The sequence below is a fragment of the Streptomyces sp. NPDC042100 genome (assembly GCF_055582325.1).
The window spans coordinates 415184-429017 of the sequence record NZ_JBVJDK010000001.1 but is presented as its reverse complement, the minus strand read 5'-3'; the positions used below and the strand labels follow the sequence as shown (position 1 = coordinate 429017).

General features: G+C 73.0%; 13 protein-coding genes. 5 read left to right on the top strand and 8 right to left on the bottom strand.

The features are described 5' to 3' along the window. Window positions 1–20: 20 nt before the first annotated feature. Genes ACZ6J5_RS01995 through ACZ6J5_RS01960 form a run of 8 tightly spaced genes read right to left on the bottom strand, consistent with a single transcriptional unit; the run spans window position 21 to window position 6580 of the window. The gene (locus ACZ6J5_RS01995; RefSeq protein WP_469386693.1) at window positions 21–1994 is read right to left on the bottom strand and encodes an NADH-quinone oxidoreductase subunit 5 family protein; all 1974 of its coding nucleotides are present in this window, start codon (window positions 1992–1994) and stop codon (window positions 21–23) included. Continuing rightward, entirely contained in the window at window positions 1991–2407 is a 417-nt protein-coding gene (gene nuoK / locus ACZ6J5_RS01990) for an NADH-quinone oxidoreductase subunit NuoK (RefSeq protein ID WP_469386691.1), read from the bottom strand. Before nuoK ends, ACZ6J5_RS01995 begins: the two co-directional genes overlap by 4 nt. Further along, a complete protein-coding gene (locus tag ACZ6J5_RS01985) occupies window positions 2407–3006 on the bottom strand; it encodes an NADH-quinone oxidoreductase subunit J family protein (RefSeq protein ID WP_469386689.1) in 600 nt (199 codons plus the stop codon). Before ACZ6J5_RS01985 ends, nuoK begins: the two co-directional genes overlap by 1 nt. Continuing rightward, window positions 3003–3569, bottom strand: coding sequence for a NuoI/complex I 23 kDa subunit family protein (locus ACZ6J5_RS01980; protein WP_469386687.1), 567 nt, complete (start codon window positions 3567–3569; stop codon window positions 3003–3005). Before ACZ6J5_RS01980 ends, ACZ6J5_RS01985 begins: the two co-directional genes overlap by 4 nt. A 2-nt stretch (window positions 3570–3571) precedes the next feature. Next, window positions 3572–4540: a complex I subunit 1/NuoH family protein gene (locus ACZ6J5_RS01975; protein WP_362468438.1), complete on the bottom strand. Its 969-nt coding sequence runs from the start codon at window positions 4538–4540 to the stop codon at window positions 3572–3574. Continuing rightward, window positions 4537–5628, bottom strand: coding sequence for an NADH-quinone oxidoreductase subunit C (locus tag ACZ6J5_RS01970; RefSeq protein WP_469386684.1), 1092 nt, complete (start codon window positions 5626–5628; stop codon window positions 4537–4539). Before ACZ6J5_RS01970 ends, ACZ6J5_RS01975 begins: the two co-directional genes overlap by 4 nt. Continuing rightward, complete coding sequence (locus ACZ6J5_RS01965) at window positions 5625–6197, bottom strand: NADH-quinone oxidoreductase subunit B (RefSeq protein WP_469386682.1); 573 nt, start codon at window positions 6195–6197, stop codon at window positions 5625–5627. Before ACZ6J5_RS01965 ends, ACZ6J5_RS01970 begins: the two co-directional genes overlap by 4 nt. Continuing rightward, window positions 6188–6580 carry an NADH-quinone oxidoreductase subunit A gene (locus tag ACZ6J5_RS01960; protein WP_469386680.1) on the bottom strand — a complete coding sequence of 131 codons (393 nt, stop codon included), beginning with the start codon at window positions 6578–6580 and terminating at the stop codon, window positions 6188–6190. The genes ACZ6J5_RS01965 and ACZ6J5_RS01960 overlap by 10 nt, the downstream gene beginning before the upstream one ends. Window positions 6581–6839: 259 nt before the next feature. On the opposite strand from ACZ6J5_RS01960, the gene ACZ6J5_RS01955 reads away from it, so the two are divergent. From ACZ6J5_RS01955 to ACZ6J5_RS01935, 5 genes are all read left to right on the top strand, one after another. Further along, complete coding sequence (locus tag ACZ6J5_RS01955) at window positions 6840–8021, top strand: sensor histidine kinase (RefSeq protein ID WP_469386678.1); 1182 nt, start codon at window positions 6840–6842, stop codon at window positions 8019–8021. A gap of 354 nt (window positions 8022–8375) precedes the next feature. Further along, a complete protein-coding gene (locus ACZ6J5_RS01950; protein ID WP_469386676.1) occupies window positions 8376–9662 on the top strand; it encodes a sensor histidine kinase in 1287 nt (428 codons plus the stop codon). Between the two features lie 132 nt (window positions 9663–9794). Continuing rightward, complete coding sequence (locus tag ACZ6J5_RS01945) at window positions 9795–10454, top strand: response regulator transcription factor (RefSeq protein WP_362468647.1); 660 nt, start codon at window positions 9795–9797, stop codon at window positions 10452–10454. Between the two features lie 345 nt (window positions 10455–10799). Next, complete coding sequence (locus tag ACZ6J5_RS01940) at window positions 10800–12737, top strand: 2-oxoacid:acceptor oxidoreductase subunit alpha (protein ID WP_469386674.1); 1938 nt, start codon at window positions 10800–10802, stop codon at window positions 12735–12737. Further along, window positions 12730–13782, top strand: coding sequence for a 2-oxoacid:ferredoxin oxidoreductase subunit beta (locus ACZ6J5_RS01935; RefSeq protein WP_469386672.1), 1053 nt, complete (start codon window positions 12730–12732; stop codon window positions 13780–13782). The genes ACZ6J5_RS01940 and ACZ6J5_RS01935 overlap by 8 nt, the downstream gene beginning before the upstream one ends. Window positions 13783–13834: the final 52 nt, after the last annotated feature.

The following is a 13834-nucleotide window of genomic DNA, read 5'->3' as shown; positions in this document are numbered from 1 at the left end:
TCGCTGATATCGAGCACGGCTCACGCTCCGGCGGCGTTGGCGAGGACGACGGCGACGACCGCCAGGACGACGGAGCCGGCGAGCAGCGCGCTGAGGTAGGTCTGCACATTGCCGGTCTGGGCGAGGCGGACGAGCCGGCCGAGCCCCTTGGCACTGCCGGCCGCCCCGCGGACGTAGGTGTCGACGACCTCGCGGTCCAGGAAGCGGACCAGGGAGGCGGCGGCGAGCACGGGGCGGACGAAGGCGGCCCGGTAGACCGCGTCCAGGTGGAAGCCGTCGGCGGCGGCGCTGTGCAGCGGGCCCAGCAGGACGCGGCCGGGGTCGCCCGGGTCCCGGGCGGGGTGCGGCAGGTCCAGGGCCTCCGCCTCGACCTCGCCGCCCTCGGCGTCGGGGTGGGCGACGGTGGCCGCGGCGACGGCCGCGCGCTTCGGGGCGAGCGAGCGCCACACCGCGTACAGCACGGCGCCGCCGACGACGGCGAGGCCGGTGCCGAGGACGGCGGTGGTGACGGTCGGGGTCAGCGGGTGCCCGTCGAACCAGTCGTCGAGGTAGCCGGCGGTGAGTCCGAAGCCGAGGGAGGGGACGGCGAGCACCCACAGGACGGTGGTCATGGCGATCGGCTGCCTCCCGTGGTCCGGGGCCTCGGCACCGCGGCCCCGGAAGGCGAGCAGCCACAGGCGGGCCGCGTACGCGGCGGTCAGCAGCGCCGTCAGCAGGCCGGCGACGAGGACGGTCCAGCCGGCCCCGGCGGGGGCGAGGGCCGATCCGCCGGTGGCCGTGTGCTCGGCGGCGACGAGGACGGCTTCCTTGGAGAAGAAGCCGGCGAAGGGCGGGATCGCGGCGAGCGCGAGGAGGGCGATCGTCATCGTCCAGTAGGCGTCCGGGACGCGCTTGGCGAGACCGCCCATCCGGGACATCGCCGCGAGCGAGTTGGTGCCCGCGGCGTGGATGACGGTGCCCGCGGCGAGGAAGAGCAGCGCCTTGAAGGCGCCGTGCGCGAGGAGGTGGAAGACGGCGGCACCCCGGTCGCCGACGGCGAGGGCGCCCGCCATGTAGCCGAGCTGGCCGATCGTCGAGTAGGCGAGGACCCGCTTGATGTCGTCCTGGGCGAGCGCGGCGAGCGCCGAGCCGACCATGGTGACGGCGGCCATCACGGCGAGCACGGTCATCGCGGCGGCGGAGGCGGCGAAGACGGGCAGCAGCCGGGCGACGAAGTAGATGCCGGCGGTGACCATCGTCGCCGCGTGGATCAGCGCGGAGACGGGGGTGGGGCCGGCCATCGCGTCGGGCAGCCAGGTGTGCAGCGGGAACTGCGCGGACTTGCCCGCCACACCGGCGAGGAGCAGCAGCGCGATCAGGGTGGGGTGGTCCAGGCCGCCGCTCGCGACGGTGCCGAGGATGCCGGTGATGCGGAAGGTGCCCGCGTCGGCGGCCAGGGCGAAGAGCCCGAAGAGGAAGGGGACGTCGCCGAGCTTGGTGACGAGGAAGGCCTTCAGGGAGGCCGCGCGGGCCTCGGGGGTCTCCCAGTAGTGCCCGACCAGGAAGTACGAGCAGATGCCCATGATCTCCCAGCCGACCAGCAGCACCATCAGGTCGCCGGAGTAGACGACGAGCAGCATCGCGGAGGTGAAGAGGGAGACCAGCGCGGCGTACGAGGGGTAGCGCGGGTCGTGCCGGAGGTAGCCGGTCGAGTAGACCTGCACGCAGGTGGCGACGGTGCCGACGAGGATCGCGACGAGGGCGGCGAAGCCGTCGATGTGCAGCGCCAGGTCGATGGGGACCGAGCCGGTGGGCGTCAGCTGGGTGGCCGCGTCGATCGTCTTCCCGCCGCCCTGCCGGACGGCGACGAGGACGGCCAGGACGGCCGCCGCGAGCGTCGGCAGCACGGCGAGCGGCCGGGTGAAGCCGGGGGCGGTGCGGCCGAGGAGGAGGCCGGCGACCGCGCCGAGGAAGGGGAGGAGGGGGACGAGGACGGCGAGGGTCGTGGTGGTCACGCGGTGGCCTCGGCCTTCTCGTCTGCGGATGGACGGCCGCCGGACGGCTCGTCCCGGTCCGGGTCGTCCCCGTCGGGGTCGTCCCCGTCCGGGTCGTCCTCGGACGGCGTGTCCTTGGTGTCGCGGAGCCGGTCCACGTCCGAGGTGCCGCGGTTGCGGTAGACCATCAGGACGATCGCGAGACCGATGCCGATCTCCGCGGCGGCGATGGCGATGGTGAAGAGGGTGAGCGCCTGGCCCGCGTGCAGGGTGTCGCGGAGCCAGACGTCGAAGGCGACCAGGTTGAGGTTGACGGCGTTGAGCATGAGCTCGACGCCCATCAGGACCAGGATCGCGTTGCGGCGGGCGAGCACGCCGTACAGGCCGACGGAGAAGAGCAGGGCGGCCAGGACCGCCGGGTAGGCGAGATGCATCAGTCCCGGTCCCCCGCCTTCTCGGTCTCGGTCGCGCCGGTGCGCTTCGACAGGACGATCGCGCCGACCAGCGCCGCGAGCAGCAGCACCGACAGCGCCTCGAAGGGCAGCACCCAGTGCCGGAACAGGATCTCGCCGGTCACGGCCGTGGAGCCCTGGGCGGAGCCGGCGGCCCCGTCGAGGTCGATCCAGGTGGTGCGGAAGGCGTCCACGACCACCCACACCAGGGCCGCGGCGGCGGCCACCGCGACCCCGAGGGCGACCCACCGGTTGCCGGAGTCGGCGTCCGGGGAGCGCCCGATGGGGGCCCTGGTGAGCATGAGCCCGAAGAGGAGGAGGACGACGACCGAGCCGACGTAGATCAGCACCTGCACCCAGGCGATGAACTCGGCGGTCAGCAGCAGGTACTCGACGGCGATGCCGCCGAGCGCCACGACCAGCCACAGGGCGGCGTGCACGAGCTGCTTGGTGGTGACGGTGACGACGGCCGCGCCGAGGGTGACGAGGCCGACGAGGAGGAAGACGATCTCGACGCCGGTGGGCGACAGGAAGCCCTGGGTCGCGGACTGGGTCGCGGACTGGGCTGCGGCGAGGATCACTGCTGCTCCCCCTCCGCCTCGGCGGCCTCGGCGGCGGCCTGGGCCGCCGCCTTCTCCGCCGCCTTGCGGGCCGCGGCGATCTCCTTCGGCTCCTCCGCGCGCGGGTCGAGCGCGGGCGGCTCCGGGACGGTCCACATCCACTCGCGGAGCTTGTCGCGCTCGTGGGTCAGCTCGTGGATGTCGGTCTCCGCGTACTCGAACTCGGGCGACCAGAACAGCGCGTCGAAGGGGCACACCTCGATGCAGATGCCGCAGTACATGCAGAGCGAGAAGTCGATCGCGAAGCGGTCGAGGACGTTGCGGCTGCGCTCGCGGCCGCCGGGGGCGGCGGCCGGGACCGTCTCCTTGTGGGAGTCGATGTAGATGCACCAGTCGGGGCACTCGCGGGCGCACAGCATGCAGACCGTGCAGTTCTCCTCGAACAGCCCGATCACCCCTCGGGTGCGGGGCGGCAGCTCGGGCTGCACGTCCGGGTACTGCGCGGTGACGCTCTTGCGGGTCATCGTGCGGAGGGTGACGGCGAGGCCCTTGGCGAGGCCGGAGCCGGGGATCGGGGGGGCCATGGTTACTGGATCGCCACCTTCACGATGCCGGTCAGCGCGATCTGCGCGAGGGCGAGCGGGACGAGGGTCGTCCAGGCGAGCTTCTGGAGCTGGTCCTCGCGGAGCCGGGGGTAGGAGACGCGCAGCCAGATCACCACGAACGCCAGGACGGCGGTCTTCAGCAGGGTCCAGACCCAGCCGAGTCCGTCGGCGCCGAGCGGGCCGTGCCAGCCGCCGAGGAAGAGGACGGTGGTCAGGCCGCACAGGACGACGATGCCCGCGTACTCGGCGAGCAGGAACAGCGCGAAGCGCAGGCCGGTGTACTCCGTGTACGCGCCGAAGATGATCTCCGAGTCGGCGACGGGCATGTCGAACGGCGGGCGCTGGAGCTCGGCCAGGCCCGCGGTGAAGAAGACGAGCGCGCCGACGATCTGCCAGGGCACCCACCACCACTCGAAGGCGTTCAGGATGCCGGGGAGGGAGACGGTGCCGGCGGCCATCGCGACGGACGCGGCGGCGAGCAGCATCGGCAGCTCGTAGGCGAGCAGCTGGGCGGCCGTGCGGAGGCCGCCGAGCAGCGAGAACTTGTTGGCCGAGGCCCAGCCCGCCATCAGGCTGCCGAGAACGCCGACGCCCATCACCGCGAGCACGAAGAAGATGCCCGCGTCGATCACCTGCCCGACCGCGCCCTCGCTCGGGCCGATCGGGATCGCGACGAGCACGAGCAGGTACGGGAGGAGGGCGACGGCCGGCGCGAGCTGGAAGATCCGCCGGTCGGCGGCGGCCGGGACGACGTCCTCCTTCTGCGCGAACTTCACGCCGTCGGCGACGAGCTGCGCCCAGCCGTGGAAGCCGCCCGCGTACATGGGGCCGAGGCGGCCCTGCATGTGGGCCATGACCTTGTGCTCGGTCTGGCCGACGACGAGCGGGAGCACGAGGAAGACGGCGAAGACGATGAGCAGCCGGAGGGCGACGTCGAGTACGTCGGTCACGCGGGATCGCCTCCGGCGGGGTCGGTGTCGTCGGTCCCGTCGGCGGGGCCCTCGGCGGGCGGGGTGGGCTTGTCGGGCGCGGCGGGCTTGTCTGCGGACTTGTCTGCGGGCTCGGGCGCCGCCTGGTCCTCGTCGAAGGCCGGGCGGGCGTGGTGCCAGGGCGCGTCCGCGCTACGGGTCCGGGGCGCGGGCTTCTGGGGCGCTTCGGTGCCGTCCGGCTGCCCGGCCGCAGCGTCGGGCGCCGCCTCCGCCGCACGCTGACTCGCCGAGCCGGCGGAGGCGCTGCGCGAGCGGCGTACCGGAGCGGACGGGTCCACCGCCGGGGCCGGAGCCGGGGCCGACTGGCTCGCCGAGCCGTCTGACGCGCTGCGGGAGCGGCGTACCGGGGGTGCCGGGTCGGTCGCGGGCTGGGTCGCCGAGCCTTCGGCGGTGGTGCGGGCGCGGCGGACCGGGCGGTCGCCCGCCGCTGCGCGCGAGGGGCGGGCCGGGGCGGGCGGGAGCTGGCCCTTGAGGGGGCCCCACTCGTTGGGGTCGGGCACGCCGGGCGGCAGCATCTGGCGCCGCTTGGGGGCGTTCGGGTCGTGGGCCTCGCCCGGTTCCTTCGCGCCGGGCCACGCCTTGGCGACGCGGGCGGCCAGCACGAAGTCCTTGCGGAGCGGGTGGCCCTCGAAGTTCTCGGGGAGCAGCAGGTGCACGAGGTGCGGGTGGTCCGTGAAGGTCACGCCGAACATCTCGTACGTCTCGCGCTCGTGCCAGCCCGCCCCCGCGTACACGGCGACGGCGGTCGGGAGCGAGGGGGCGGCGTGCGGGACCGTCGTCCGCAGCAGGAGGCGGCGGACGTGGCCGGGGCCGACCGAGGCGACGTGCGCGCAGACGCGGAAGCCGGTGCCCGGCTCGTCGACGGCGCTGAGCCAGTCGAAGTAGGTGCAGCCCAGCTTGTCGCGGGCGATCTCCAGCGCCGCGATCCAGGAGGCCGTCGGGACGTCGACCGTGAGCAGGTCGTACGCCCGCTCGGCCGTCGCCTCCGCGCCGAAGAGGTCGGTGACCGCGTCCGGGAGGGTGTCGTAGGCGTTCTGGTTCAGCGTCATGCCGTGGCTCCCGGCTGCGGGGGCCGCACCAGGCCGCTGGTGAGCTGCGCGACGGACGGCTCGGCCGCGCCGTAGCGCTCGCCGAGGCTCTCGCGGGCGATCTTCTCCTGGAGCTTGAGGATGCCCTGGAGGAGCGCCTCGGGGCGGGGCGGGCAGCCCGGCACGTAGACGTCGACGGGGATGATCTGGTCGACGCCCTTGGTGACGGAGTACGAGTCCCAGTACGGGCCACCGCAGTTGGAGCAGGCGCCGAAGGAGATGACGTACTTGGGCTCCGGCATCTGCTCGTACAGGCGCTTGACGGCGGGGGCCATCTTGTCCGTGACGGTGCCGGAGACGATCATCAGGTCGGCCTGGCGGGGGCCGGGCGCGAAGGGGATCACGCCGAGCCGGATGAAGTCGTGACGGGCCATCGAGGCGGCGATGAACTCGATCGCGCAGCAGGCGAGGCCGAAGTTGAAGACCCACAGGCTGTAGCGGCGGCCCCAGTTGAGGACCACCTTCATCGGCTCCGGGGCCAGCCGGGCGAGCGGGCCCAGCTTGGGGGCCGGCAGCGGTGTCACAGCCATGCCAGGACGCCCTTCTTGTACGCGTAGAGCAGTCCCACGGCCAGGAAGCCGAGGAAGATGAACATCTCGACCAGGGTGGTCGCCCCGTAGCCGGGGGCGGCGAAGACCGTGGCCCAGGGGAAGAGGAAGATCGAGTCGACCGCGAAGATCACGTAGAGGAAGGCGTAGACGTAGTAGCGGACCTGGGTGTGGGCCCAGCCCTCGCCCACGGGGTCGACGCCGCACTCGTACGTCAGCAGCTTCTCGGGCGTCGGCACGACGGGCCGCAGCAGCCGCCCGGCGCCGAACGCGACGGCGACGAAGAGCACGCCGAGGACGGCCAGCAGGCCGACGACGGAGTACGTCTGAAAGTAGTCCGCCGCGACAACGGTCGGTTCCCGCACGTCCGCCCCTCGGTCTCGGTGTCTCGTCGGTGTCTCACCGGTGCTTCACCGGCGCCTCACCGGTTTCTTTACGCACGCGAGTCTAGGCCCTGCTAAGGCGGCGGTAAGCAGACGGAGCGGGTCGCACCGGGCCGGGGTCGGGCTGGGTCCGGGCCGGGGTCGGGCCGGAGTCGGCGCGGGGGCGGTGGGGTTATCCCCCCTCTTCCTCACCGACCTCCCCCATGGCGGGTCCGGGTCCCCTACCGGCAGCCTTGTCCCCATGAATGACCTCACCGCCCCCGACGCCGACGCCCCTCCCTCCCCGCCGCCGCCCGCGCGCTTCGCCTACGGCCGGCACACCTGGAAGGAGATCGCGCACCTCCTCGCCGATCTGCCGTGCGCGCTGCTCGGCTTCGTGTACGCGGTCGTGACGGTCGCGCTGGGGGTGGGCCTCGCCGTCACCGTCGTCGGCCTGCCGCTGCTGGCACTCGGCCTGGCGGGGGCGCGCGGGACGGCGCGGGCGGAGCGGGCGCGGGCGCGGGCGCTGCTGGGCGTCCAGGTGGACGAGCCGAGCCGGCTGCCGCGCCGGGACGGCTTCTTCCCCTGGCTGTGGGCGCGGCTGAAGGACCCGGTGGCGTGGCGGAGCCAGTTGTACGGGTTCATCCGGCTGCCGTGGGGCATCGTGACGTTCACGGTGACCCTGGTGTCCCTGATCGTGCTGTGGCCGGTGCTGCCGTTCGTGGCGCGCGGGCTGTCCAACGCGGACCGGGCCATGGTCCGGGGCCTGCTCTCGCCCTCCGACGAGCTGGAGCGCCGGATCGCGGAGCTGGAGTCGGACCGGGGCGTGGTCGTGGACACCGCCGCCGCCGACCTGCGCCGGATCGAGCGCGACCTGCACGACGGGGCGCAGGCGCGGCTGGTGGCGCTGGCGATGGGGCTCGGTCTCGCGAAGGAGAAGCTGCTCGACGACCCGGAGGCGGCGGCGGCGATGGTCGACGAGGCGCACGGCGAGGTGAAGCTGGCCCTCCAGGAGCTGCGCGACCTGGCCCGGGGCATCCACCCGGCCGTCCTCACCGACCGGGGCCTCGACGCCGCCCTGTCCGCCGTCGCCGCGCGGTGCACCGTCCCGGTGCGGGTCGGGGTGGAGCTGCCGGCCCGGCCGGCGGAGGCCATCGAGGGCATCGCGTACTTCACGGTCTCCGAGCTGCTCCAGAACGTCTCCAAGCACTCCCGGGCCCGCGCGGCGGCGGTGGAGGTGTGGCGGTCGGATGACCGCCTGATGCTCCAGGTCCGCGACGACGGCGTCGGCGGCGCCCGCCTGGACAGCCCGGGCACGGGCATGGCGGGCCTCGCGGAGCGGCTGGGCGCGGTGGACGGCGTCCTCGTCGTGGACTCCCCGGAGGGCGGCCCGACGGTGGTCACGGCGGAACTGCCCTGGCGCGACCGGGCGACACGGGCGTAGCCCACGGGGCCGGGCCTAGCCGCGCCGGGCCACACCGGGCCGGGCCGGGGCCCGCACCGGGCCGGGCCGCACCGCACCTGGCCGGGCCAGGCCGCACCAGGCCCGTAGGCGGGCCCCGCCCCGTAGGCGGTGCCCGCGCCCCGTAAGCCCTGCCATCGCCCCGTACGCACTCCCCCGCCCCGTAAGCCCTGCCCCGCCCCTCCCCGTACGCACTCCCCTCCCCTAAGCACTGCCCCACGCCCCCGGGTAGGGAAAACCCCCCTCCATAGACGCCGACCCTCCTCATGGTTCCGGGCCGCCGTTCCCGGGAGGGTGGGAGTGACCCAGACACCCGCGTGAGAAACGGACTCCCCGATGGCCTCCCCGCGTCTTCCCGCCGCCGTGCGCGCCCCGTTCGAAGGGCGTACCTGGCGTGAGTTCGGCTACGTCCTGCTCGGGCTGCCGCTCGGCGTCCTCTACTTCTGCCTCGCCATCTCCTTCTTCTCCGCCGGTGCCGGGCTCCTCATCACCTTCCTCGGCGTCCCGGTGCTGGCCGGCACGCTCGCGATGTGCCGGGGCTTCGGCGCGGTGGAGCGGGCGCGGGCGCGCGGGCTGCTGCGGCTGGACGTGCGGGCGCCGGAGCCGGTGCGGGGCCGGACCGGCGGGGCGCTCTCCTGGATGGGCGCGATGCTGAAGAGCGGCGCCTCCTGGCGGCACCTGCTGTACGCGCTGCTCCACTTCCCCTGGGCGGTCTTCTCCTTCTCCCTCGTGGTCGCGCTCTGGGGCTGGGGCTGGGGCCTGTTCACGTATCCGCTGTGGCAGTGGGTCTTCCCCATGTACGTGGGCCAGGACGGTCTCCAGCTGTACGGGGACGGCACTCACGGCGTCTATCTGGACTCGGGCTTCGAGATCGCCGTCACCAGCCTGATCGGCCTGCTCTTCGTCATGCTGGGGCCCTGGGTCCTGCGGGGTCTGGTGAACGTGGACCGGCTGATGGTCTCGGGGCTCCTCGGGCCCTCCCGGCTGGCCTCGCGGGTGACCGAGCTGGAGTCGGACCGGGGCGTGGTCGTGGACACCGCCGCCGCCGACCTGCGCCGGATCGAGCGCGACCTGCACGACGGGGCGCAGGCGCGCCTGGTGTCCCTGGCCATGGACCTGGGCCTCGCGAAGGAGAAGCTGGCGCACGACCCGGAGGCGGCGGCGGCGATGGTCGACGAGGCGCACGGCGAGGTGAAGCTGGCCCTCCAGGAGCTGCGCGACCTGGCCCGCGGCATCCACCCGGCCGTCCTCACCGACCGGGGCCTCGACGCCGCCCTGTCGGCGGTCGCCGCGCGGTGCACCGTCCCGGTGGCCGTGAACGTGGAGCTGCCGGGGCGCCCGGCGGCGGCGATCGAGGGCATCGCGTACTTCACCGTCTCCGAGCTCCTCCAGAACGTCTCCAAGCACGCCCGCGCCCGGCGGGCCTGGGTGGACGTGTGGCGGTCGGGCGACCGGCTGATGCTCCAGGTCCGCGACGACGGCGTGGGCGGCGCGGCCCCGGCGGAGGGGCACGGGCTCGCGGGGCTCGCGGAGCGGCTGGACGCCGTCGACGGCGTGCTGGCCGTGGACTCGCCGGCCGGCGGCCCCACGACGGTCACGGCGGAGCTGCCCTGGCGGGCGTGAACCCGCGCGCGCGGGCGGGCGGCCGGGTTGAACCCCCGCCCGCTCCCGCGCGTCCTTTCTGCTGCGATGCTGGGGATCTCTCAGCTCAGGCAGCAGAAAGGCAGGGCCGTGACGGACAAGGGCACGGAGTGCGTGCGGGTGGTCATCGCCGAGGATTCGGTGCTGCTCCGTGAGGGTCTGACCCGTCTCCTCACCGACCTCGGGCACGAGGTCGTCGCCGGGGTCGGCGACGGTGAGGCGCTGGTGAAGACCGTGTCCGACCTGGCGGCCGAGGGCGCGCTGCCCGACGTGGTCGTGGCGGACGTGCGGATGCCCCCGACCCACACCGACGAGGGCGTGCGGGCGGCGGTGCGGCTGCGCAAGGAGTACCCCGGGATCGGGGTGCTGGTCCTCTCGCAGTACGTGGAGGAGCAGTACGCGACCGAGCTGCTGGCCGGTTCCAGCACCGGGGTCGGCTATCTGCTGAAGGACCGGGTCGCCGAGGTCCGGGAGTTCGTGGACGCGGTGGTGCGGGTGGCCCGGGGCGGCACGGCGCTCGACCCGGAGGTGGTGGCGCAGCTGCTCGGCCGGAGCCGCAAGCAGGACGTGCTGGCTGCGCTGACCCCGCGCGAGCGCGAGGTGCTGGGGCTGATGGCGGAGGGGCGTACGAATTCGGCCATCGCGCGGCAGCTCGTGGTGAGCGACGGCGCGGTGGAGAAGCACATCAGCAACATCTTCATGAAGCTCGGCCTGTCGCCGAGCGACGGGGACCACCGGCGGGTCCTCGCGGTGCTGACCTATCTGAACTCCTAGAGGGATTCCTCACTATCTGACACTCTGTCAGATAGTGAGGAACCGGCGGACCCCGGCCGCCCCGCGCCACCCGGTCCACGGAATGGACGCGAAAACGCCGGTCCGTGATCGACAATGTACGGAACGTGACCCCTGGTCGCCCCAGGAGCTCACAGAGCGCGACAATTGATGAGAAAAGGGTGTCCAGGGCGTCTCAAAAAGAGGTCCGCCATCCGAGAAGTGCCGGGGAGGGTCCCGGCACGGACGTAGGGTGGGCCCCGGGACGACCGGTCGGCCGGTCGTCTTACGAGCCTGTCTCCCGCCCCGGCGGAGAGAGAACCCTTGCCGCGAGGGAGGTCCAGTTCAGTGACCAGCCAGGTCAGCAGCGAGGCCGGTGAGGCCCTGGTCGGGGAGCAGCGAAGCGCCCCGGCGACGGCCGGCCACGGCGCCGCGAAGGAAGTCCGCCGGCTCGACCGGGTGATCATCCGCTTCGCGGGTGACTCCGGCGACGGCATGCAGCTCACGGGTGACCGCTTCACCTCGGAGACCGCGTCGTTCGGCAACGACCTCTCCACGCTGCCGAACTTCCCCGCCGAGATCCGTGCCCCCGCCGGCACCCTGCCGGGCGTCTCCTCGTTCCAGCTGCACTTCGCCGACCACGACATCCTGACCCCGGGCGACGCTCCGAACGTCCTGGTCGCGATGAACCCGGCCGCGCTGAAGGCCAACATCGGGGACGTCCCGCGCGGCGGCGAGATCATCGTCAACACCGACGAGTTCGCCAAGCGCGCGATGGCCAAGGTGGGGTACGCCACCTCCCCGCTGGAGGACGGCTCGCTGGACGGCTTCCGCGTCCACCCGGTGCCGCTGACGACCCTCACGGTCGAGGCGCTGAAGGACTTCGGCCTCTCCCGGAAGGAGGCCGAGCGCTCCAAGAACATGTTCGCGCTCGGACTGCTCTCCTGGATGTACCACCGCCCCACCGAGGGCACCGAGACCTTCCTGCGCCAGAAGTTCGCGAAGAAGCCGCAGATCGCCGAGGCGAACGTGGCCGCGTTCCGGGCCGGCTGGAACTTCGGCGAGACCACCGAGGACTTCGCCGTCTCCTACGAGGTCGCCCCCGCGACCCGCGCCTTCCCCACCGGCACGTACCGCAACATCTCGGGGAACCTGGCCCTCTCGTACGGCCTGATCGCCGCCGCCCGCCAGGCGGACCTGCCGCTCTACCTGGGCTCGTACCCGATCACGCCCGCCTCGGACATCCTCCACGAGCTGTCCAAGCACAAGAACTTCGGCGTGCGCACCTTCCAGGCCGAGGACGAGATCGCCGGCATCGGCGCGGCGCTCGGCGCGGCCTTCGGCGGCGCGCTGGCCGTCACCACCACCTCCGGCCCCGGTGTCGCCCTCAAGTCCGAGACCATCGGCCTGGCCGTCTCGCTCGAACTGCCGCTGCTCATCGTCGACATCCAGCGCGGCGGTCCCTCCACCGGGCTGCCCACCAAGACCGAGCAGGCCGACCTCCTCCAGGCCATGTACGGGCGCAACGGCGAGGCCCCGGTGCCGATCGTGGCGCCGAAGACCCCCGCCGACTGCTTCGACGCGGCGGTCGACGCGGCCCGGATCGCGCTCGCCTACCGCACCCCGGTCTTCCTGCTCTCCGACGGCTACCTGGCCAACGGCTCCGAGCCCTGGCGGATCCCGGACGTCGCCGAACTCCCGGACCTGACCACGGCGTTCGCCACCGGCCCGAACCACACCCTGGCCGACGGCACCGAGGTCTTCTGGCCGTACAAGCGCGACCCCGAGACGCTGGCCCGCCCCTGGGCCGTGCCCGGCACCCCCGGCCTCGAACACCGCATCGGCGGCATCGAGAAGCAGGACGGCACCGGCAACATCAGCTACGACCCGGCCAACCACGAGTTCATGGTGCGCACCCGCCAGGCCAAGGTCGACGGCGTCGAGGTGCCCGACATCGAGGTCGACGACCCGGACGGCGCCCGCACCCTGGTGCTCGGCTGGGGCTCCACGTACGGCCCCATCACCGCCGCCGTGCGCCGGCTGCGGGCGGCCGGGCAGCCCATCGCGCAGGCCCACCTGCGGCACCTCAACCCCTTCCCGAAGAACCTGGGCGAGGTGCTGAAGGGCTACGACAAGGTGGTGGTGCCCGAGATGAACCTGGGCCAGCTCGCCACCCTCGTCCGGGCCCGCTACCTCGTGGACGCCCGCAGCCACACGCAGGTCAACGGGATGCCGTTCAAGGCCGAGCAGCTCGCCGCCGCTCTCAAGGAGACCATCGATGAGTGAGTCGCTGCTGCACCTGGTGCCGAAGGCCGAGGCCGCCCAGTCGATGAAGGACTTCAAGTCCGACCAGGAGGTCCGCTGGTGCCCCGGCTGCGGTGACTACGCCGTGCTCGCCGCCGTCCAGGGCTTCATGCCCGAGCTCGGGCTGGCCCGCGAGAACATCGTCTTCGTCTCCGGCATCGGCTGCTCCTCCCGCTTCCCGTACTACATGAACACGTACGGGATGCACTCGATCCACGGCCGCGCCCCGGCCATCGCGACCGGCCTCGCGACCTCGCGCCGCGACCTGTCGGTGTGGGTCGTCACGGGCGACGGCGACGCGCTGTCCATCGGCGGCAACCACCTGATCCACGCGCTGCGCCGCAACGTCAACCTGAAGATCCTGCTCTTCAACAACCGGATCTACGGGCTGACCAAGGGCCAGTACAGCCCCACCTCCGAGGTCGGCAAGATCACCAAGTCGACGCCGATGGGCTCCCTCGACGCGCCCTTCAACCCGGTGTCGCTGGCCATCGGCGCCGAGGCGAGCTTCGTGGCCCGCACGGTGGACTCCGACCGCAAGCACCTCACCGAGGTGCTGCGGCAGGCCGCCGCCCACAACGGCACGGCGCTGGTGGAGATCTACCAGAACTGCAACATCTTCAACGACGGCGCCTTCGAGGTCCTCAAGGACAACGAGCGGGCCAAGGAGGCGGTGATCCGCCTGGAGCACGGGCAGCCGATCCGCTTCGGCGCCGAGCTCGACAAGGGCGTGGTCCGCGACGAGGCCACCGGCGACCTCAAGGTCGTCGCCGTCACCCCGGAGAACGAGTCGCGGATCCTCGTCCACGACGCCCACTCCGCCTCCCCCACCACCGCCTTCGCCCTCTCCCGGCTGGCCGACCCGGACACCCTGCACCAGACGCCCATCGGGGTGTTCCGGTCGGTGGAGCGGCCGGTGTACGACACGCTGATGGCCGAACAGCTGGACAAGGCCGTGGAGCGGCAGGGCAAGGGCGACCTGGGGCAGCTCCTCACGGGCAACGACACCTGGACGGTCGTCGGCTGACAGGGCGTGACCCGAGCCGGGGCGGGCCGTGGACCGGGAGGTCCACGGCCCG

What these genes read in the sequence shown, in the direction of transcription:
- ACZ6J5_RS01970 (WP_469386684.1), bottom strand. Translation starts at nt 5,628, where the DNA reads ATGACGCTGAACCAGAACGCCTACGACACCCTCCCGGACGCGGTCACC.
- ACZ6J5_RS01955 (WP_469386678.1), top strand. Translation starts at nt 6,840, where the DNA reads ATGAATGACCTCACCGCCCCCGACGCCGACGCCCCTCCCTCCCCGCCG.
- nuoK (WP_469386691.1), bottom strand. Translation starts at nt 2,407, where the DNA reads ATGCATCTCGCCTACCCGGCGGTCCTGGCCGCCCTGCTCTTCTCCGTC.
- ACZ6J5_RS01935 (WP_469386672.1), top strand. Translation starts at nt 12,730, where the DNA reads ATGAGTGAGTCGCTGCTGCACCTGGTGCCGAAGGCCGAGGCCGCCCAG.
- ACZ6J5_RS01980 (WP_469386687.1), bottom strand. Translation starts at nt 3,569, where the DNA reads ATGGCCCCCCCGATCCCCGGCTCCGGCCTCGCCAAGGGCCTCGCCGTC.
- ACZ6J5_RS01965 (WP_469386682.1), bottom strand. Translation starts at nt 6,197, where the DNA reads ATGGCTGTGACACCGCTGCCGGCCCCCAAGCTGGGCCCGCTCGCCCGG.
- ACZ6J5_RS01950 (WP_469386676.1), top strand. Translation starts at nt 8,376, where the DNA reads ATGGCCTCCCCGCGTCTTCCCGCCGCCGTGCGCGCCCCGTTCGAAGGG.